At 71.3% G+C, this 18,294-nt stretch carries 18 protein-coding genes and 1 pseudogene; 7 read left to right on the forward strand and 12 right to left on the reverse strand.

Going from position 1 to position 18,294, the window contains the following annotated elements; translation table 11 throughout:
- Window positions 1-114: 114 nt before the first annotated feature.
- Together IMZ11_RS32370 and IMZ11_RS32375 are read left to right on the forward strand one after the other, a co-directional pair.
- Complete coding sequence (locus tag IMZ11_RS32370; protein WP_374463075.1) at window positions 115-333, forward strand: transposase; 219 nt, start codon at window positions 115-117, stop codon at window positions 331-333.
- A gap of 149 nt (window positions 334-482) precedes the next feature.
- A pseudogene (locus tag IMZ11_RS32375) lies at window positions 483-683 on the forward strand (hypothetical protein); the annotation flags it as partial.
- Here the strand turns inward: IMZ11_RS32375 and IMZ11_RS32380 are convergent.
- The 5 genes from IMZ11_RS32380 to IMZ11_RS32400 form a co-directional block, all read right to left on the reverse strand.
- On the reverse strand, window positions 605-1,135 hold the full coding sequence (locus IMZ11_RS32380; RefSeq protein WP_228646210.1) for a hypothetical protein: 531 nt from the start codon (window positions 1,133-1,135) through the stop codon (window positions 605-607). The pseudogene IMZ11_RS32375 and the gene IMZ11_RS32380 sit on opposite strands and share 79 nt — an antisense overlap.
- An 84-nt stretch (window positions 1,136-1,219) precedes the next feature.
- Window positions 1,220-2,521, reverse strand: a complete 1,302-nt coding sequence (locus IMZ11_RS32385) for an MFS transporter (protein WP_228646211.1) — start codon at window positions 2,519-2,521, stop codon at window positions 1,220-1,222.
- A gap of 35 nt (window positions 2,522-2,556) precedes the next feature.
- Window positions 2,557-3,504, reverse strand: coding sequence for a threonine/serine dehydratase (locus IMZ11_RS32390; protein ID WP_228646212.1), 948 nt, complete (start codon window positions 3,502-3,504; stop codon window positions 2,557-2,559).
- Entirely contained in the window at window positions 3,501-4,337 is an 837-nt protein-coding gene (locus IMZ11_RS32395; RefSeq protein WP_228646213.1) for a fumarylacetoacetate hydrolase family protein, read from the reverse strand. The genes IMZ11_RS32390 and IMZ11_RS32395 overlap by 4 nt, the downstream gene beginning before the upstream one ends.
- Window positions 4,334-5,104, reverse strand: coding sequence for a hypothetical protein (locus IMZ11_RS32400; protein WP_228646214.1), 771 nt, complete (start codon window positions 5,102-5,104; stop codon window positions 4,334-4,336). The genes IMZ11_RS32395 and IMZ11_RS32400 overlap by 4 nt, the downstream gene beginning before the upstream one ends.
- Before the next feature lie 119 nt (window positions 5,105-5,223).
- Between IMZ11_RS32400 and IMZ11_RS32405 the strand changes: the two genes are divergently transcribed.
- Window positions 5,224-6,192, forward strand: coding sequence for a LysR family transcriptional regulator (locus IMZ11_RS32405; protein ID WP_228646216.1), 969 nt, complete (start codon window positions 5,224-5,226; stop codon window positions 6,190-6,192).
- A gap of 252 nt (window positions 6,193-6,444) precedes the next feature.
- On the opposite strand, the gene IMZ11_RS32410 is transcribed toward IMZ11_RS32405, so the two are convergent.
- Window positions 6,445-7,776, reverse strand: coding sequence for an NAD(P)/FAD-dependent oxidoreductase (locus IMZ11_RS32410; protein WP_228646217.1), 1,332 nt, complete (start codon window positions 7,774-7,776; stop codon window positions 6,445-6,447).
- Window positions 7,777-7,932: 156 nt separating this feature from the next.
- Between IMZ11_RS32410 and IMZ11_RS32415 the strand changes: the two genes are divergently transcribed.
- Complete coding sequence (locus IMZ11_RS32415; RefSeq protein WP_228646218.1) at window positions 7,933-8,736, forward strand: DUF1838 family protein; 804 nt, start codon at window positions 7,933-7,935, stop codon at window positions 8,734-8,736.
- 119 nt (window positions 8,737-8,855) lie between these two features.
- Here the strand turns inward: IMZ11_RS32415 and IMZ11_RS32420 are convergent, their stop codons facing one another.
- From IMZ11_RS32420 to IMZ11_RS32435, 4 genes are read right to left on the reverse strand one after another with little or no spacing between them, the layout of a single operon-like run.
- The gene (locus IMZ11_RS32420; protein WP_228646251.1) at window positions 8,856-9,917 is read right to left on the reverse strand and encodes a nitronate monooxygenase family protein; all 1,062 of its coding nucleotides are present in this window, start codon (window positions 9,915-9,917) and stop codon (window positions 8,856-8,858) included.
- Window positions 9,917-10,669 (reverse strand): CoA-transferase subunit beta, encoded by a 753-nt coding sequence (locus IMZ11_RS32425; protein ID WP_228646219.1) that lies wholly within the window; start codon window positions 10,667-10,669, stop codon window positions 9,917-9,919. Before IMZ11_RS32425 ends, IMZ11_RS32420 begins: the two co-directional genes overlap by 1 nt.
- Complete coding sequence (locus IMZ11_RS32430) at window positions 10,666-11,535, reverse strand: CoA transferase subunit A (RefSeq protein WP_061259980.1); 870 nt, start codon at window positions 11,533-11,535, stop codon at window positions 10,666-10,668. Before IMZ11_RS32430 ends, IMZ11_RS32425 begins: the two co-directional genes overlap by 4 nt.
- Complete coding sequence (locus tag IMZ11_RS32435) at window positions 11,536-12,282, reverse strand: enoyl-CoA hydratase family protein (RefSeq protein WP_061259979.1); 747 nt, start codon at window positions 12,280-12,282, stop codon at window positions 11,536-11,538. It lies immediately after the preceding gene.
- A 108-nt stretch (window positions 12,283-12,390) separates the two neighbouring features.
- Between IMZ11_RS32435 and IMZ11_RS32440 the strand changes: the two genes are divergently transcribed.
- Window positions 12,391-13,293 (forward strand): SDR family oxidoreductase, encoded by a 903-nt coding sequence (locus IMZ11_RS32440; protein WP_228646220.1) that lies wholly within the window; start codon window positions 12,391-12,393, stop codon window positions 13,291-13,293.
- Here IMZ11_RS32440 and IMZ11_RS32445 read toward each other — a convergent pair.
- Window positions 13,281-14,723 (reverse strand): glycosyltransferase family 39 protein, encoded by a 1,443-nt coding sequence (locus IMZ11_RS32445; RefSeq protein ID WP_228646221.1) that lies wholly within the window; start codon window positions 14,721-14,723, stop codon window positions 13,281-13,283. The two genes, IMZ11_RS32440 and IMZ11_RS32445, sit on opposite strands and share 13 nt — an antisense overlap.
- Before the next feature lie 184 nt (window positions 14,724-14,907).
- Here IMZ11_RS32445 and IMZ11_RS32450 point away from each other — a divergent pair, with 184 nt between their 5' ends.
- The gene (locus IMZ11_RS32450) at window positions 14,908-15,564 is read left to right on the forward strand and encodes a response regulator transcription factor (RefSeq protein ID WP_228646222.1); all 657 of its coding nucleotides are present in this window, start codon (window positions 14,908-14,910) and stop codon (window positions 15,562-15,564) included.
- On the forward strand, window positions 15,561-16,715 hold the full coding sequence (locus IMZ11_RS32455; protein WP_228646223.1) for a HAMP domain-containing sensor histidine kinase: 1,155 nt from the start codon (window positions 15,561-15,563) through the stop codon (window positions 16,713-16,715). The genes IMZ11_RS32450 and IMZ11_RS32455 overlap by 4 nt, the downstream gene beginning before the upstream one ends.
- A gap of 63 nt (window positions 16,716-16,778) precedes the next feature.
- Here IMZ11_RS32455 and IMZ11_RS32460 read toward each other — a convergent pair whose 3' ends face one another.
- Window positions 16,779-18,128: a sensor histidine kinase gene (locus IMZ11_RS32460; RefSeq protein WP_374463068.1), complete on the reverse strand. Its 1,350-nt coding sequence runs from the start codon at window positions 18,126-18,128 to the stop codon at window positions 16,779-16,781.
- Window positions 18,129-18,294: the final 166 nt, after the last annotated feature.

An 18,294-nucleotide genomic window follows, 5' to 3' on the forward strand; every position in this document is an offset into this window, starting at 1 on the left:
ACCGGCGGCGTCTGGACCCTTGAGTCGACCACCGCCTAACCGCAGGGCACCCACCCATGCACGACAGGCTCAGACCAAGATCTTCAGTGATCTTCTAGGCAGAAGATCGTCGCACTGGCCTGCGAACTCCTCGCCTGGATGCAGATGCTCGCGCTGGAGGGGAAGGCCCGCTGCTACGAGCCGAAACGGCTGCGGCTGCGCCTATTCGCTGTTGCCGCCCGTCTGGTCCGCGGCGGCCGGCGCCTGCGCCTACGCATCGCCGCACGCTGGCCCCGGGCCGGCCAACTCGTCGCCGCCATTACCCGGCTGCAAGCGTTCCCGACACCGACCTGACCAGCGCAATCTCATCGGTGCGATCAGGAAGGGACACCCGCGGGCCCGTGGAACCCCGCCCACCCGGCGCGACAGCCGGGCCGGCAAGCTGACCAGAGCCGCGAAACCAACACCCAGCCGAACGCCTCAGCCGACCAGACGAATGTCGCGAAAGATCGAGGCTAGAGCCGTCGATCCAGGACGCCCGCGCCTTCTGCCAGACCTTCTACACCTGGTACAACAACGACCACTACCACTCCGGGATTGGCTACCACCACCCGGTCGATGTGCACTATGGCCGCGCCACCGCCGTCCGCGACCGACGCGCCCGCGTTCTGGCCGCCGCTCGGGCGTTGCGCCAGCGCACGTAGGCACCGATCGCCGCGTTCTGCTCGTCATGACTGCGGTGGTCGGTGCCGTTCAGGGCGTAATAGCGCAACGCGGCGAACTCCGACTCGATCCAGTTCAACCAGGAGCCGTAGGTCGGCAGGAACACCAGCTCAACATCGTTGTCAGCCGCCCAGGCCCGGACCCGGGGATGCTCCACCAGACCTTCGGCAGCCCAGAGGCCGCGCAGTTTGCCGCCAACGCTCTGCGCATCCATGTGCGGCACCCGGCTTGACAGCGCGATCGGCCACGCCGACGCGCGCAGCGGGCGCCGCGACGCCGTCCCAGACCGAAAGATGCCATGTCCCATCCCAACGCTGCCCCCACACCGCATCATCGTCTGAAGATTGCCCAGCTCCTCGTCGAGGAAGGCCGGCCGATCAGTGAGGGCCCTCGCGAAGCTGGCACAGGACGAGAACCGCGTCGTCGCGCTCACCGCGGCGTACATCCTCGGCCTGCGCGACGGCTGGGCGCATCGGCGCACGTCCGGAGACCCGGACGCGGGACGGTGGTCGCCGCCCTATCGGTTCACCTCCGCGGCGGGAAGGCGGTGGATGATCACCATGCTGGCGGCCAGGAGCACGATCGCGGCGATGAAGCCGCTTGCCGCGTTCCCGGTCAGGTCCTTCATCCAGGCAAGCGCGTAGGTGGCGACGAACCCGCCCAGGTTGCCGATCGACGAGATGAGCGCCATGCCCGCCGCGGCGGCGGCCCCTTGCAGGAAGACGCCGGGCAGGCACCAGAAGACGGGGTAACTGGCGACGATCCCGATGTTGGCCAGGGTGATCGCCAGCGTGACGAGCACGACCGAGGCGTCCGTCACGACGGTCACTGCCAGCCCTGCGACGGCCAGGGCGAACGGCACGATAATGTGCCATCGGCGCTCTCGCGCCCGGTCCGACAGGAACCCGTTCACCAGCAGGGCCACGATGCCGCACCCGCTGGGGACGGCGGTCAGCCAGCCGATGGCGCCGGGTCCGCCCGCTCCCGCCTCCTGCAGGATGGTCGGCAGCCAGAAGCTGATCGTGTAGGTGGCGGTCAGGAAGCTGAAGGCGACCAGTCCCAGCCGCCATACGCGACCCGACCTGAACGCGGCGCCGATGTCGTGCCCCTGAGCGGGAAGCGCGTCCCGATCGGCCTTGAGCACCGCTTCGAGCAGGTCCTTTTCGGCGTCGGAGAGCCAGCCAGCCGTCCGCACGCCGGAGGAGAGCACGAGCGGCAGCAGCAGCCCGAGCAGGACGGCGGGCACGGCTTCGAGCAGGAACAGCCACTGCCACCCCGCCCAGCCCCCGGCCCCGTCGAAGTGCGACATGATCCATCCCGACAGCGGCCCGCCCAGCAGCGAGGCGGCGGGCAAGCCGATCAGGAAGAGCCCGATGACGCGAGCGCGCCGCTGCGAGGGATACCACTGCGTGAGATAGAGCAGCACACCCGGAACGAAGCCTGCCTCCGCCAGGCCCAGCAGGAACCTGAGGAGGTAAAACTGCCAGACATCGGTCACGAACACCATAAGACCGGACAGGATCCCCCAGGTGATCATGATTCTGGCCAGCCACCAGCGGGCGCCGACCCTCTGCAGGAGGACGTTGCTCGGCACCTCGAAGACGATGTAGGCCACGAAGAACAGGCCGCCGCCGAGCCCGTAGACGAGATCGTCGAATCCGAGCGCGTCAAGCATCTTCAGTTTGGCGAACCCGAGATTGATGCGATCGAGGTAGGCGAACAGATAGCCGAGAAGGATCAGCGGCACGATCCGCATCGAGACCTTGCGGAAGAGCGCGGCGGTCGCCGCCGGTGAGGTGGAGACGGAGGCAGGGGGCATGTGAGCCTCTCAGGGGACAGCAGACGAAGGTCGGCTCAGGTGGCCAGCAGACGGGGATCGGTGTTGCCGCCGCACACCAGCACGCCGACGCGCTCACCGGGGCGCGGCCGGTAGGCGCCGCTGAGCAGGGCGGCCAGCGCGGTGGCGCCGCCGGCCTCCGCCGGGAGCCGCAGGGCACGCCACAGCGCGGCCTGGGCGCGGACGATGTCGCCGTCGTCCACGAGGACGACACGGGAGACGGCTTGCGCGCAGATCCGGTGCACGAGGTCTCCGACGTTGCGCGGCCCCAGGGAGTCGGCGGCGACGGAGTCGACGGTCACGTCCACGGGGCCTCCGGCTTCGAGCGCCGCGTGCAGAGCCCGGGAGCCGCGCGGCTCGACTCCCACGACGTCGACCCGGCTGCCGTGCCACCACGAGGCGAGCCCCGAGATCAGCCCGCCGCCGCCCACGGCGACCAGGACGGTGTCGAGTCCCGGTGTCTGCTCGTCCCACTCCACGGCGATGGTGCCCTGGCCGGCGACCGTCGAGGGCACGCCGTAGGGGTGCACCTCGTGCGCCCCGGAGTCGCGTACGTGATCCGCGCAGGCTCGCTGCGCCTCGTCGTAGTCGCCGCCGGTCACGATCACGTGTCTGGTCAGCTCGTTGAGCGCGGCCAGTTTCACGGGACTGACCGTGGCCGGGACGAAGATCGTCGCGTGCAGACCGAGACTGCGGGCCGCGTACGCGACGGCGATGCCGTGGTTCCCGCCCGAGGCCGCCGCGACTCCGGCCTTCCCGACGTCGGCGGGGGCGGACAACAGGTTGTTGAAGGCGCCGCGCGGTTTGAAGGAGCCGGTGTGCTGCAGCAACTCCAATTTCATGGTCACGCCGGTCGTGAGGCCGAAGTCCTCCCCGCGGACCTGGATGACCGGCGTCCGGCGGCAGTGGCCGGAGATCCGCGCCCGCGCCGCCCTGATGTCCGCGGCGGTCACTGGAAGGCTCACCTGACGACCTGCCGCTGATGGCCGAGACCTTCGATGTCCAGGCGCATGGCGTCGCCGGGTCGCAGATAACGGCCGTGCGCCATCCCGACCCCGGCGGGCGTGCCGGTCGTCACCACGTCCCCCGGCTCCAGCGTCATGAATCGCGAGATGTAGGAGATGAGGAAAACCGGCGGGAAGATCATCTCCGCGGTGCTGCTCTGCTGCATGACCTCGCCGTTGAGGGTCAGTGACATCGCGAGCGCGGACACGTCGCCGACCTCGTCGGGGGTGACCAGCCAGGGCCCGAGCGGGCCGAACGTCGGCGCGCTCTTGCCCTTCAGCCACTGGCCCGTGCCACCCATCTGCCAGTGGCGTTCGGAGACGTCGTTGCAGATGCAGTAGCCGGCGACAGCCCGCGCCGCCTCGGCCTCGTCGGCGCGGTGGACGCGCTCGCCGATGACGACGGCCAGTTCGAGCTCCCAGTCGACCTGGGTGGCGCCCTCCGGGATGACCACGTCGTCGTACGGGCCGGCGAGGGCGCCGGCGGCCTTGCTGAACAGGACGGGCTCGGCGGGTACGGCCATGCCCGTCTCCCGGGCGTGGTCGCGGTAGTTCAGCCCCACGGCGATGAAGTTTCGGGTGCCCGCGACGGGTGGCGCGAGCCGGGCCTGGCCGGGGACCGGCGGCAGCGACTCCACGTCGAGGGCGGCCAGGCGTTCGACGGCCGCCCGCCCCAGCGCCTCGCCCGCCAGGTCGGGGATGTGGCCGGACAGATCCCTGAGCCGGCCCGCGCCGTCGATGAGACCGGGCATGGCCGCCTCGCCCGCGGCCGGCCGGTAGCGAACGAGCTTCATCGGGCGATCCCTCCTGATCCGGCGAGGTATTCGGCTCCCACCGTGCGGCAGTCCATCTCGTACTCGAGGTCGAGCACGGGAGGGCGGTGCGGATGCCAGGTCAGGCCGTCCGTGCAGCGCAGAGGGCTCATCACCTCGTCCCACAGCACGGACTGGACGTCGTGGACCGTGTAGACCTGCACGACCCGCGGCGGGTGGCCGGACACACCCAGCCCTTCCATCCGGCTCTTCATGGCGCTCGTCACGAACCGCACCTTGGCCAGCAGGCCGCCGGCGGACACGTCCCGGTAGGCGACCATGTGATCCCGGTAGTCGCCGAGGCCCTCGGGAGACTCCGCGCTGCCCGACACCACGTACTGCACGGTGCCGGTGTCCGCCGGCACGGTGAAGGCGAACGCGTGCGCGCTCGGCTCCGGAACCGGGGCGGCGGCCGGGCAGACATTGCTGCGCGCCACCGGATTGGCGCCGTCCGGCCCGATCACCCCCCACGTGTCCAGCAGGGCGATGTACTCGGCGTTGAACGCGGTGAACGACGACTCCGTGAACGGCCGGGGCGAGCGCAACTCCCACGAGCACAGGGCGGTCAGCGGCCGGCCCGCCCCGCCGATGATCTTCTCCGCCGCGCCGAAGGCGGCGCGGAGCGGCACGGGCACCGGGAAGCGGACACGGACGATCCCGTGCCCGGGGTCCGCCACGACGCCCGCCGAGTACTGCCCGACGCCCGGCAGGTATTGGTAACCCGATCCCGCACCGGCTGCATACACCATTTTCGGTCCTCTCTTTTTCGACGCAGGAAGCATCCCATTCGCGAGGAAAGATGGCCATTAGCTGATTTCGCCGACAGCGTGCTAATTTTTCGCATGCTCCGAGCCTGCGAGGAGGCGGCATGCTCGAAACCGCGGCGATGCGCTACTTCCGGGAGGTGGCGCATACCGGCTCCATCGCCCGAGCCGCCGACAGCCTATTCATCGCGCCCAGCGCAATCAGTCGGCAGTTGCGCCTGCTGGAGGAGCATCTCGGCGCCGAGCTGTTCAGCCGCGGGCCCAAGGGCATGACGCTCACCTCCGCGGGGGAACTGTTGCTCGGGTTCGCCGACGAACAACTGACGACGGCCGAGCGGCTGCACGCGAACCTGGGCTCGGGCCGTCACAAGACCAGTGGCCAGGTCACCGTGGCGACGGTCGAGGCGCCACTCAGCAGCTTCGTCCCGCAGGCGCTGACCGAGGTCGCCGCCACGCATCCGGACATCGTGGTCAATGTCCTCGCGGCCGGGTCCAATGACGTGGCGGCCCACGTCGCCGAGAACCGGGCCGATCTCGGCCTGGTCTTCGGCCCTGTTCCCCGCTCCGATGTGACGGAGCTGGTGACCCGGCCCTTGCCGCTGTTCGTCATGGTCGCGCCCGGCCATCCGCTTTCGGCCCGGCCACGATGCGACCTGAGCGATCTCCCCGGCGTACGGCTCGCGCTCCCGGACCGGTCCTTCGGCATCCGCCAGGAGGTCGAGCGGGCCGCCGCCGAACACCGCGTCCGCCTGAGCATCGCTTACGAGACCAACTCGCTGGCCCTGCTACGAGAGCTCGCCGTTCGGACCGGAGTGGCGATCTTCATGCCGGTCGACGGCGCCCGCCCCGAACTGGACGCGGGCCTGCTCACCGCGGTCGCCATCGACGACCGGCGGCTGACGAGCACCCGGATCACCTTGATCAGCAGGCTGGCGGCGACCGGCTCGCCTGCGCTGACAGTGGTGCGCGACGCACTGGCGGTCGCGCTGCGTCAAGCGGACGCGACCGCCCCGCGGACCACCCTCGACCCCAGCGCCCGCGGGGCCGGCGTCTCCTCCGGCCGCGTCTGCTGAGCTGCGCCCTCTCGGCACTCGTCGAGGAAGGCCAGGACGGCGACCACCCGCCGCAGGTCCTTGACGAACAGGCTCACCGGGCTGACCCTGCCCTTGAGCAGGTGGCTCACTCCTCCGGAGCCGGTCGCGGCTGGAGTCCGACAACCGGCGAGATCGTCGCTCTCGGGCTGTGGCCTGTCCATGCCGCCACCGAGTTGTTGCGGGGGGCATGAGGCTGTGGCAGCCGCGCAGGCGCGGCGCCCCCGCCGGCGCTCAGGCCACGCCTAGCTTGGCGAGGATGCGGGCGGCGGCGCGCTCGCCGGACTCCAGGGCGCCCTCCATGCCGCTGTCCTCGACGCTCAGGTGCTCGCCGGCGAGCTGGAGCCGCCCGGTGTCGGTCTCGACGGCGGCCGCGAGCGTGGCCATCTGGCCGGGCAGCGGCATGGCCCACGCGCCTCCGGCCCACGGGTCACGTCCCCACGAGACGATCCGCGTGATCTCGACCGCCCCCGCGGTCGCGGGCCGTACGCGTGCGAGTTCGTCGAGGACGATCCGCCGCTGCTCGCGCTCGCCGAGCGCGTCGAGCACGCGTGCGTCGCGGCCGGTGACCCAGACGGCCAACGCGCTCGGTCCGTCGTCAGCCAGCCGCCAGGGCAGCAGCCGCTGGATCCGGTTCGTCGTCCACATCGCGGGCGGCAGGCCGTCCTCCTCCCAGAAGGGACGGTCGGCCACGAGGTGGTACTTCGTCAGCGCCGGATAGGGCAGCTCGGCGACCAGACGCGCCACCGGCTCGGGCAGCGCGGGCTCCACGGCGATCGAGCGCAGGCTCGTGAACGGGACGGCGAGGACGACGTGCCCTGCGGCGATCCGCTCACCGTCGCCGAGTTCGGCCACCATCAGGTTCCCGCTCTCGCGCACCGCGGTGACGGCGCTTCCGAGCCGTACCGGGGTGCGCAGGCGGGCGGCCATCGACTCGGGCAGGCGCGTGTTCCCGCCGACGATGTTCGACGTCTGCGGCGCGTGCCGCGTCGCCCGCTGCGCGGCCCGGAGCGCGGCCAGCGCCGACGTGCTCTCCAGGGTCTCGAAGGTACCCGCGCGGTCGGCCAGTGCGATCGCCGCGTCCGAGACGCCCGTCGAGCGGAGGTGGTCCGTCAGCGGGACGTCCCACCTGGCCGCACCGGGCGACATCCAGTCGCGGGCACCGGTCAGCGGGTTCCCGCGGGCGAGGGCGCCCGCGACGATCAGAGCGGGCGGGAGCGCCCGCTCTGCTCCGGCGAGCGGGTTGCCCTCGCTCTCCGCCCAGGTCGCCGCGGTGCCGGTGTGCCCGCCCGTGACGATGACGTGGTCCCGCATGGACACGGTGACCGGCTCCTGTTCGAGGCCGGCGGCGCGGACGTGCGCGAGCAGCCGGGCATACCCGTCGCCGATGTTGACCGCTCCGGCCTCCTCCACGCCGGTGGGCCCGTCCAGCGACCTGACCCGGCCGCCGACCCGGTCGCCGGCCTCCAGGACGAGGACGTCCAGGCCGGCGTCCTGCAGCGTGAGCGCCGCGTGCAATCCGGCGAGCCCGGCTCCGACGACCACCACATCGTGGCTGCTCCGCAAGGTCGGTCCTTTCACCGCGACGCTGTGGCGGCGCCGGAACGGACACCACCTTGACTCGAATTCCGCTTGGCGGAATGCTGTTCCGGAACATAGTTCGCCGGAGTCATCAACGTCAATATCTCGCGATCATCCGTCACCGCCGTGAAGGAGAACCCCATGACGACCGAAGCCCCCCGTATCGCGGAACTCGACGACCCGGCCCGCAACCTGGAGGCGCTGGTGCGCACTCGGGCCGGCACCGACGGCGGCGAGTACACCATCTGGTGGACCGGCGACGTCTACAGCCAGGTGCCCGGCGCCGACACCCGCAGGCTCTTCGGTTTCGTCGGCTTCAACGTGGCCCGCGCCGTGGCGGTGGACGGCGGCTACGACCTGCTCACGCGGGAGGCGGCCTTCTATCTCGACCCGGTGACCCGCGAGATCATCGAGAGCTGGCACAACCCGTTCACCGGCGAGGACGTCGAGGTCCTGCACGTCTGGAACGACCCGGTCAACCAGCGGTTCCGGGTGCAGTCGCCGTACGGGCCGTGGCACGCGCCGTACACCGATCTGGGCGAGACCGTGGTGTTCAACCTGGACATCCCGATCAGCGCCCCGTCGGCACTGCCGGTCGCGGAGTGGCCGAAGAACTCCGCCGACGACGTCTACCGCGCGGTGGAGCTCTTCCAGTTCTACACGCCGCGCGCGGAGGTGCTCGACCGGGGCGCCGCCAGCGCGCGGTGCGACGTGTCGTGGATGCGCCTGTCGGCCTGGCTGCCGTGGATGGAGATGGCGCAGCGCCCCGGCGGGCTGGTCTTCCATTGCCGCGGCACCAAGCTGGACGACTACGACGACCTGCCGTCCGGCGTGCGGGCCTACGTGGAGAAGCACCACCCCGAGTACGCCCACGCCCCTGAGGAGTTCAGCTCCCCGAACGAGACCAGCTGGACGTATTTCAAGAAGACGCGCCGACCTGCCTGAGACCGTCGCGCGGCGCGGCCAGGCCGCGCCGCTCGCGACGAAGGCCGGTACGCCCAGGGAGGATGGGGCGAACCGGCCTTCGCGTGCCCCGGCGAGGCGGGGCGGCCCGCCCCGCCGGGTCAGCCCGCCAGGTTGGCGCCGAGGCCGCGCAGCACCCCGGCGGCCTGGGTGACGATCCCGTCGATCAGCTCCTCGCAGGAGGGCAGGTCGTCGATGAGCGCCACGACCTGGCCGGAGGCCATCACGCCGAGGTCCGGGCGGCCGTCGACCATGGCCGCCTTGAGCAGCATGGGCGTGTTGGCGGCCATCAGGACCTGGGACCAGGTGAGCTCCTTGCCGTGCTTCATGGCCAGCCCGTCGCGGATCATGCCGGGCCAGGACATGCCCGAGATGCGGCGGAACTTCGCGGCGTTGCGCACCGCGCGGATCAGGCCGGACACCCGGCCCGACTGCTCCAGGCCGTTGACCAGGGGCGTGCGGAGCACTCGGTGCGGCATGCCGTCCACCTGGCGGGTGACCACGGTCTCCGACGTGCCGAGGTAGGTCTGCTTGACCGCGTCCGGGACCGAACTGTCCTTGGTGAGCAGGAAGCGGGTGCCCATGGCCACGCCGGCCGCGCCGTACGCGAGCGCGGCGGCCAGGCCGCGCCCGTCGAAGAAGCCTCCGGCGGCGATCACCGGGATGTCGACCGCGTCCACGACCTGGGGCAGCAGCAGCGTGGTGGCGACCGCTCCGGTGTGGCCTCCGCCCTCACCGCCCTGGACCAGGACGGCGTCGGCGCCCCACGCGGCGACCTTCTCCGCGTGCCGCCGCGCGCCGACCGACGGGATCACCACGACCCCGGCGTCCTTGAGCTTGGCGATCAGCTCCTGGCGGGGTGCCAGCGCGAACGAGGCGACCTTCACCCGGTTCCTGATCAGCAGGTCGATGCGGTCGCCCGCGTCCGAGGCGTCGGCGCGCAGGTTCACGCCGAAGGGCGCGTCCGTACGCGAGCGGACCTCCTCGATGGCGGTGGCGAGTTGGTCGAGCGTCATGGTGGCCGAGGCGAGGATGCCGAGGCCGCCCGCGTTCGCCACCGCCGAGACCAGCCGCGGACCCGCCACCCAGCCCATGCCGGTCTGCACGACGGGGTGGCGCACCCCGGTGAGCCGGGTCAGCGGCGTGTCCAGGACCTGCTCGATCACGCCCGGACCTCCCGGTCCCGCAGGCTCCTCGGGTCGAGCACCTCGCGGATCAGCCGCAGCTCCTCGTCCGTGGGCTGCCGCGTCTCCGGCACGTCGCCGTCGATCACGAGGTCGAACCCCGTGGCGGCGGCGACCTGCTCGACCGTGACCCCGGGGTGGGTCGAGAGCAGGCGCATCGCACCGTCGGCCGTGCCGAAGTCGAACACGCCGAGGTCGGTCACCACGCGGCCCAGGCCGTGGAAGCGGGACGCCGCCGGGCCCAACTCGGCCGCGCGGTCGTATCCGACGCCGCTGACCATGTCCACCTTCGGCACGAACACCCGGGTCGAGTGCCTGGGGATCCAGTAGCTCGTCGGGTTGCAGATCGTGTTGCCGGGGGCGCCGCGCACCCCGAGCAGCTGGGACGTGGGCCGCTCCCACGCGCCGACGGCCGAGATGTTGCTGTTGCCGTACCTGTCGATCTGGGAGGCGCCCATCATGACGTGCCGCCGCCCGTTCTGCACCAGCCAGAGGTGGTCGCGGAACGGCATCCAGCCCTCGACCGGGCCGGCGGGCGCGCCGAACGGCACCGGCTCCGCGGTGAGCATCGCCCCGCCGTCGGTGGTCAGCAGCCCCGGCTCGAAGGTGAGCCGGGCCAGCCGGGCGCCCAGGATCGAGCAGGTGCCCATCGCCGCGGCCAGGATCTCGCCGTCGCCGCGCCACGCCTCGGCGCAGGCCACCACGCAGATCTCCGCACGGGTCGCGCTCATCGTGCCTTCCCCTCCTGCTCCTCGTGCCACCGCTGGACCGCCTCCTGGTAGGCCGTCTCGTCGCCGCTCAGGAATCGGTCGGCGAACGCCGTCCACGCCTCGGGGTCGGCGGCCGAGCTCGCGTAGTGCCGCTGGAACGCCTCATCCCGGGTGCGGTCGGGCCCGCAGTCGGTGAAGTGGCCGCCGTTCGGCGTCTCCACCACTCCCGCCGTGTGCATGCGGCTGACGAGCAGCGTCTGCGGCGGGCCGTCCAGCTTGCCGGGGTCCACCAGGCGCTCGCAGCTCACGTAGCAGCGGCCCGCCGCCTTGGCGAACAGGTCGTCCATGTACGGGTCGGGGCCGAGGTACTGGCCGTTGCCCCGCGTGTCGGCCCGGTCCATGTGCACCAGGGCCACGTCGAGCGCCAGCGCGGGCACCGCGAGGAGCTCCTCCTGGTCGTCGTACGGCGAGCGGACCGTGCGCAGGTCCGGGTTGACCCGTGTGACGTCCGAGCCGAGACCCGCCCTGGTGGGCAGGAACGGCAGCCGGTGCGCGGCGGCGAGCAGGCCGAACATGAACATGCCCTCGTCGTACTCGGCGAACTCGATCGTGCCGTTCTGCCTGGCCGCCCTGAAGTGGGGCTCCAGGGGGACGGAGTCGAGCGTCACGAACGGGGCGATCACCTTGCGGACCTTGCCCGCGGCGCACAGCAGGCCGACGTCGGCTCCGCCGTACGACACGATCGTCAGGTCGTCGAGCGACGAACGGTAGATCGCGCGGACCAGGGCCATCGGCTTGCGCCGGGAGCCCCACCCGCCGATGCCGATCGTCATGCCGCTCTCCAGCGACCCGACGATCTCCTCGATCGTCATGATCTTGGTGGTCATCTACGCCCCCTCGGAGACGAAGCTGTCGCGGTGCCGGTCGCCCGCGCCCATGAGGTTCAGCTCGAACGTGAAGCCCTGCTCGAAGCGGTAGCTGCGGTGGACGTCGACCGGGTCGATGCCGTTCAGCGACTCTTTGGCCCGGCGGATCACGTAGGGGTCCTTGTCGGCGATCTGGGCCGCGACCTCGAAGGCGGCGTCCCTGAGCCGATCGCGCGGCACCACCTCGAGCACCGATCCGAACGCGTGCAACTCGGCGGCCGTGACGTTGCGGCAGGTGTACACCATCGCGCGCATCAGATGCTGCGGGACCAGGCGGGCCAGGTGCGTGGCCGCGCCCAGCGCGCCGCGGTCGACCTCGGGCAGCCCGAAATAGGCGTCATCGGAGGCCACCACGACGTCGGCGTTGCCCACGAGGCCGATGCCGCCGCCGAGGCAGAAGCCGTGCACGGCCGCGATCACCGGCACCTCGCACTCGTACACCGCCGAGAACGCGGCGTAGCAGCCCCGGTTGGCGCCCACCAGCGCCTCGAACCCGGAGGTCGCCTGCATCTCCTTGATGTCCACCCCGGCGTTGAAGCCGCGCCCCTCGGCGCGGAGCACGACGACGCGGGTCTCCGGCTCACGCCCTGCCTGCCGTACGGCGTCGGCCAGGTCGAACCAGCCGCGCACGGTCAGCGCGTTGACCGGCGGCGCGTCGACGACCACCTCGGTGATGCCGTTGCCGTGGTTCCTGGTGGAGATTCCCATACGCTACCTTTCCACCAAACATTTGTTAGAAATGACGGTAGCAGAAGGTACCGTGCCTGGACACGGTCCGCCTTACCCGACCGCCGCCGCCGGCAAGGAGAGCTGAGAATGATCTGCAAGGACCGCGTCGTCATCGTGACCGGCGCCGGGCGTGGCCTCGGCCGCGCGCACGCCCTGGAGTTCGCCCGGCAGGGCGCCAAGGTCGTCGTCAACGACCTCGGCGTGAGCCTCTCCGGCGAGGGCGGCTCTGACGGGCCCGCCCAGCGGGTGGTCGAGGAGATCCGCGCGCTCGGCGGCGAGGCCGTCGCCGAGGGCTCCGACATCGCCACCGACGCCGGGGCGCAGCGGCTGGTGGCCACGGCGCTGGAGACCTTCGGCCGGCTCGACGTGCTGGTCAACAACGCCGGCTTCCTGCGCGACCGCATGCTGGTGAACCTGTCCGAGGAGGAGTGGGACGCCGTGATGCGCGTCCACCTCAAGGGCCACTTCCTGCCGCTGAAGCACGCCGGGCTGCACTGGCGGGCGGAGTCCAAGGCGGGCCGGCAGCCCGACGCCCGTGTGATCAACACCTCGTCCGGCGCGGGCCTGCTCGGCAGCGTGGGCCAGGGCAACTACTCGGCCGCCAAGGCGGGCATCGTGGGCCTCACCCTGGTCGCGTCCGCCGAACTCGGCCGGTACGGCGTGACCGTCAACGCCATCGCTCCGGCGGCCCGTACGCGGATGACCGAGCAGGTCTTCGCGGCCACGATGGCCGCGCCGGAGGAGGGCGCCTTCGACGCGATGGCGCCGGAGAACGTCTCACCGCTCGTGGCCTGGCTCGGCTCCGCCGAGTCGAAGGACGTCACCGGCCGCGTCTTCGAGGTCGAGGGCGGCCGCATCTGCGTGATGGAGGGCTTCCGCCACGGTCCGTCCACCGACAGGGGCGCCCGCTGGGACGCCGCCGAGCTGGGCCCGGAGATCGGCGGCCTGCTGAAGGAGGCCGCCAGGCCCGAGCCCGTCTACGGCGCCTGACGGCCGGGCCGCACCTTCGCGCGGCGGCCCGGGCGGGCGCGCCACAGGCTCGCCGCGCCCAGGGCCGCGGCGATGCACGCGATCGGGACCGCGGGCAGCATGTAGCGGTGGTCGAAGTCGAGCGCGGCGATCGGCCCGACGAACAGGAACATCGCCGCGGCCCATGGCAGCAGCGCCGGACGCCGCCGCCCGATCGCGCCGAGGCCGCCGAGCAGCAGGACCAGGGCGAACAGCGGGCCGTGCAGCGCGTTCGGGTAGCGGTACGCCGCGAAGAACGCGTCGTAGGGCGCGACGGACGCCATCCCGCGGATGGCGGGGTCGTACTCCACGCGGACCTGGCGGATGAGCGGGAACGAGGGCAGCGGCCACGAGCCGACCGGAAGCGACAACGCCGGGACGACCCGCTTCGGGTGGCTCACGGGCGTCCACGCGAAGGCGAGCGACGCGTCGGAGACGACCTCGCGCAGGTAGTCGAGCGGCTGGGCGGCGATGGCGCGCAGCGCGAACGACCTGGCCAGGTCATTGTGGGAGAAGCGGTCGCCCGGCAGCCGGTTGAGCGAGGCGTCCGCGGCCCACACGTACTCCCCGGCGGCGTCGACGACGGTGCCGTTCGGGCAGAGCCGCGCCTCGTCGGCCGGCGGCCTGATCTTCGAGCAGTCGGCGAAGGTCATGGTGCGCGCCCACAGCGCCACGCCGTCCGAGCCGCTGAGCGCGAAGCGCCCGTGGTGCTGCTGATACCAACCCGCGTAGGCGACGAGCGGCAGCGTCCCCGCGATGGCCAGCGCGACCACGTGCCGCCAGCCGACCCGCCGCAGGACCAGGTAGAGCACGAACAGGGCGAGCAGCGGCGCCGCGGCCGTCCGGGTGAGCCCGGCCACCGCCAGCAGCACCCCGGCCACGGCGGCGGACCGCACCGAGGGCTTCGCCCGCCACATGAGGACCGTCAGCGCGGCGATGACGAGGAACGTGACCTGGGTGTCGGAGAGGACCGCGTGTTCGAGCCGCAGGAACGACGGGTCGAACAGCACGGGCAGCACGGCCAGCGTCGCGCCCCACGCGGGCAGCGAACGGCGGCGCAGCAGGAGATAGATCATCAGGCCCATGCCGAGCCCCATGACGTGCTGCACGCCGACCACCAGCTCGACGCTGTGGAACGGCCGGAGCAGCCGCAGGAAGAACGCGTAGCCGGCGGGATGGAACGCGCCGCCGGGCTTCAGGTGAACGGCCGTGTCCAGGTACGTGAACGAGTCGTACCAGTAGAGCTGGGCGGTGGTGTAGCCGAGCATGACGACGGCACGCAGCGCCGCCGCCAGGCTGATCACGACGGCGAAGAGGCCGTGTCCCGAGCTGAGCGCCCGGCGCGTGCGGTGACGCGCGCCGCCGCCCGCCGTGACGGGTTCGATCTGGACGCCACCCGGTGATGTGAGCATGGACGGTCCCCCCGGTCCAGGGCCGGGCGGTTCCCGGCATCGGAGGAGAACTGAAGTGGATGATCGATAAACTCGCCGTCACCTGATCCGGTTATGTCCGCGTTATGGCGTTGGTGACATGGTGGCGCGATTCGCTGGCATTTCGACGAGCGGTTCGACGGCATGGCATGGCATAGGGGGCACGTTGCGAGTACTGGTCGCCGAGGACGAGCGGATGCTCGCCGACTCGATCGCGGAGGGGTTGCGCGGGGAGGCGCTCGCCGTGGACGTCGTCTACGACGGGGAGGCGGCGCTGGAACGGGTGCGGATCCACGACTACGACGTGCTGATCCTGGATCGGGACCTGCCGGGCGTGCACGGCGACGAGGTGTGCCGGGCCGTGGTGGCCGACGCCGCGGCCGTGCGCATCCTCATGCTCACCGCGTCGGGTGACGTGCGATCCCGGGTGGCGGGCCTCTCCCTCGGGGCAGACGACTACCTGCCCAAGCCGTTCGCGTTCGAGGAGCTGGTGGCCCGGGTCCACGCGTTGGGCCGCCGGGTCCGGTCGGCCGATCCGCCGATCCTGGAGCGGGCGGGCATCCGCCTGGACTGGGCGCACCGGCAGGTGTTCCGGGACGGGCGCTACGTGCCGCTGGCGCGCAAGGAGTTCGGTCTGCTGGCCGAGCTGCTGCGCGCCCGCGGGGCGGTGGTCTCCGCCGAGACGCTGCTGGAGAAGGTGTGGGACGAGCACATCGACCCATTCACCAACACGGTGCGCACCACGATGATGAAGCTGCGCCGCAAGATCGGCGACCCGCCGGTCATCGAGACCGTCACCGGAGTGGGGTACCGGATCCCGTGAAAAGCAGCGTCCGGCTCCGGTTCGCCCTCGCGTGCGGCGGAGTCTTCATGCTCGTCGGCGCCGTCCTGGTCGCGGTGCTCGCCTTCGTCGTACGGCAGACCCTGGAACCGCGTGACGGGCTCCGGCAGCCACGACAGATCAACGCCGCGGGGCGGACCGTCTGGCCCGGCACCGACGAGTACTACATCGCCGGGCAGCGGGTCGCGCAGGTCAGGCGTGTCTACCAGGCCGACGCGATCAAGAACGTGCTGGTCTGGGGCGGCGTCGCGGTCCTCGCGGGCGGCGGGCTGGCGGCCGCGGCCGGCTGGCGGGCCGCCGGATGGACGCTGCGCCCCGTCCGGTCGGTCACGGCGCGCACGCTGCTCGTCGCCCAGAGCCACGACCTCACCGAACGCATCGCCCACAAGGGACCGGACGACGAGGTCAAGGAGCTGGCCGACACCGTCGACGTCGTCCTCGCCCGGCTGTCCCGCTCGTTCGACGGCCAGCGGCGGTTCATCGCGAACGCCTCGCACGAGCTGCGCACGCCGCTCACCATCAACCGCACCCTGGTGGACGTGGCGGTCCGGCGGTCGGACGCGAGCGAGGACGTCAAGCGGCTCGGCGAGTCCCTCCTCGTGGTCAACACCAGGCACGAACGGCTGATCAACGGCCTGCTCGCCCTGGCCGAGGGCGAGCGCGCCGTGCTCGACCGGCGTCCGTTCGACCTGGCCGACGTGGCCGAGCACGTGCTCGACCTGGCCGCCGAGGAGGCGAAGGAGCAGGGGGTGACCGTCCACCGGCTGCTCGACCCCGCGCCCACCGCCGGTGAGGCGGTGCTGGTCGAGCGGCTGGTCCAGAACCTGGTGGAGAACGCGATCCGGCACAACCACGCGGGCGGCGAGGTGTGGGTGTCCACCCGCCGGCGGACCGACCGGGTCGAGCTGGTCGTGTCCAACACCGGACTGCCCGTGCCGCCGTACGAGATCGAGACGATCTTCGAGCCGTTCCGGCGGCTGCACGGCGACCGGCTGCGCTCCGACCGCGGCAGCGGCCTCGGGCTGTCCATCGTCCGAGTCGTCGCCGAAGCCCACGACGGCACCGTGACCGCCGACCCCCGCGAGGAGGGCGGCCTCACGATCGCCGTCGAGCTGCCCCAGACGACCGGCTGAGACCCCGGGGCGTGGGACCGGGCACCGGAGCGGAGCGAGGGATCGTCTCGGGTGCCGTGCGCTTCAGGAGCGCAACGGCAGGCGGAGCACGAACCTGGCACCGCGCGGGGAGTCGCCGATCGTGAGCGTGCCGCCGTGGCTCTCCGCGATCTGCCGGGCGATCGGCAGGCCGAGGCCGGTGCCCCCGGCGTCCTTTCTCCGTGAGGCGTCCAGCCGGGCGAAACGCTGGAAGACGATCTCCCGTTGATCGGGCGCGATGCCGTCGCCGTCGTCCACCACTCCGAGCACCGCTGATCCGTCTTCGCGGGTGACCTCGACCGTCACGTTGTGCTCGGCGTGGCGCTCCGCGTTGTCGAGAAGGTTGCCCACGAGCCGGGACAGGTGCAGCGGGTCACCGTCGACCACCACGCCGGGGGTGAGCCGCTCGGTCACCGTGACCTTGCGCGCCCGCCGTACCAGCTCGGACTTCACCAGCTCGGCCAGGTCGACGGGTTCGCGTCGTTCGGATGCACCCGCGTCCAGGCGCGCGATGTCCAGAAGGCTGGCGACCATGACCTGCAGCCGCTCCAGGCTGTCCAGCACCGTACGCGCGGTGCGTGGCCAGTCGGTCTCCTCCGGGTGGAGAAGCGCCTCATCGAGCTCGGTGTGCATGGCGGTCAAGGGGGTGCGCAGATCATGGGACGTATCGGAGGCGAAACGGCGCTGCTGCTCCACCGCGCGCTCCGCCCGGCCCAATGTCTGGTTCGCCCGTTCCGCGAGCCGGCGCAGCTCGTCGTGGAACCAGGGCACCGGCACCCGCTGGCTCAGGTCGCCACCGGTGATCTCGGCCAGCTTGGACGTCATCGCGTCCACCGGTGCGAGCGTGCTGCTCACGGCCCGGTAGGCGACCAGGGTGGTGACCCCGACCAGCAGGAGCCAGCCCCCGATGAGCAGGCCCAGGAAACGGGGGCTGATGTACCAGGGAACGTCGGAGACGACCATATGGAGCCGCCAGAGCCCGTCGGACACCTGGAAGGGGAAATAGACGCCGATCTTACACTCGCCCGGGAAGGCCCGCAGGGTGCAGATGTCACTGGTCGCGATGTTGTCGGCGCGATAGATCAGCATCGTCATCGGTGGCGCGTTCGCCACGTTCGGTGTCGCCGCGACGAGGGCGCCGGAGGGATTGAACACCTGGATCCCGATGTCCGGATCCTTGGGGAGGTGGGAGACCGTGCCCTTCTGGCGTACCTCCTGACTGATCTGCACGGCCTTGGCGACAAGGTCCTTCGAATAGTATTCCCGGACATTGTCCCGTACGTTCACCAGGATGAGTGCCGCGATGACAGTGCAGATCAGCGCCATGACGGCGGTCGTCATCACCGTCAGGCGGGTTCTGATGGAGCATCTCTGCCATACGCGTACAGGGGCCATGACATCGTCACACTAGGACAGCTTTTTTCCGTTTATGGGAGATATAATCCCAAAAGAGACTAATTAGTGCGATATTCGGGGGTTCAGGGCCGCGTTTACCAGCGGCCCTGGCTGTTGCCCGCCAACGTGCTCCGGCGGAACGGCCGGGTGTGACACCGGCGCGTTT

Origin of the sequence: Microtetraspora sp. AC03309 (genome assembly GCF_020826795.1) — a bacterium.
GTDB lineage: Bacteria > Actinomycetota > Actinomycetes > Streptosporangiales > Streptosporangiaceae > Microtetraspora > Microtetraspora glauca.

Excerpts from the sequence above, each read along its gene's own strand:
- IMZ11_RS32425 (WP_228646219.1), bottom strand. The coding sequence starts at position 10,669 with ATGAGCGCGACCCGTGCGGAGATCTGCGTGGTGGCCTGCGCCGAGGCG.
- IMZ11_RS32435 (WP_061259979.1), bottom strand. The coding sequence starts at position 12,282 with ATGGGAATCTCCACCAGGAACCACGGCAACGGCATCACCGAGGTGGTC.
- IMZ11_RS32460 (WP_374463068.1), bottom strand. The coding sequence starts at position 18,128 with ATGGCCCCTGTACGCGTATGGCAGAGATGCTCCATCAGAACCCGCCTG.
- IMZ11_RS32385 (WP_228646211.1), bottom strand. The coding sequence starts at position 2,521 with ATGCCCCCTGCCTCCGTCTCCACCTCACCGGCGGCGACCGCCGCGCTC.
- IMZ11_RS32430 (WP_061259980.1), bottom strand. The coding sequence starts at position 11,535 with ATGACCACCAAGATCATGACGATCGAGGAGATCGTCGGGTCGCTGGAG.
- IMZ11_RS32395 (WP_228646213.1), bottom strand. The coding sequence starts at position 4,337 with ATGAAGCTCGTTCGCTACCGGCCGGCCGCGGGCGAGGCGGCCATGCCC.
- IMZ11_RS32415 (WP_228646218.1), top strand. The coding sequence starts at position 7,933 with ATGACGACCGAAGCCCCCCGTATCGCGGAACTCGACGACCCGGCCCGC.
- IMZ11_RS32445 (WP_228646221.1), bottom strand. The coding sequence starts at position 14,723 with ATGCTCACATCACCGGGTGGCGTCCAGATCGAACCCGTCACGGCGGGC.
- IMZ11_RS32440 (WP_228646220.1), top strand. The coding sequence starts at position 12,391 with ATGATCTGCAAGGACCGCGTCGTCATCGTGACCGGCGCCGGGCGTGGC.
- IMZ11_RS32400 (WP_228646214.1), bottom strand. The coding sequence starts at position 5,104 with ATGGTGTATGCAGCCGGTGCGGGATCGGGTTACCAATACCTGCCGGGC.
- IMZ11_RS32405 (WP_228646216.1), top strand. The coding sequence starts at position 5,224 with ATGCTCGAAACCGCGGCGATGCGCTACTTCCGGGAGGTGGCGCATACC.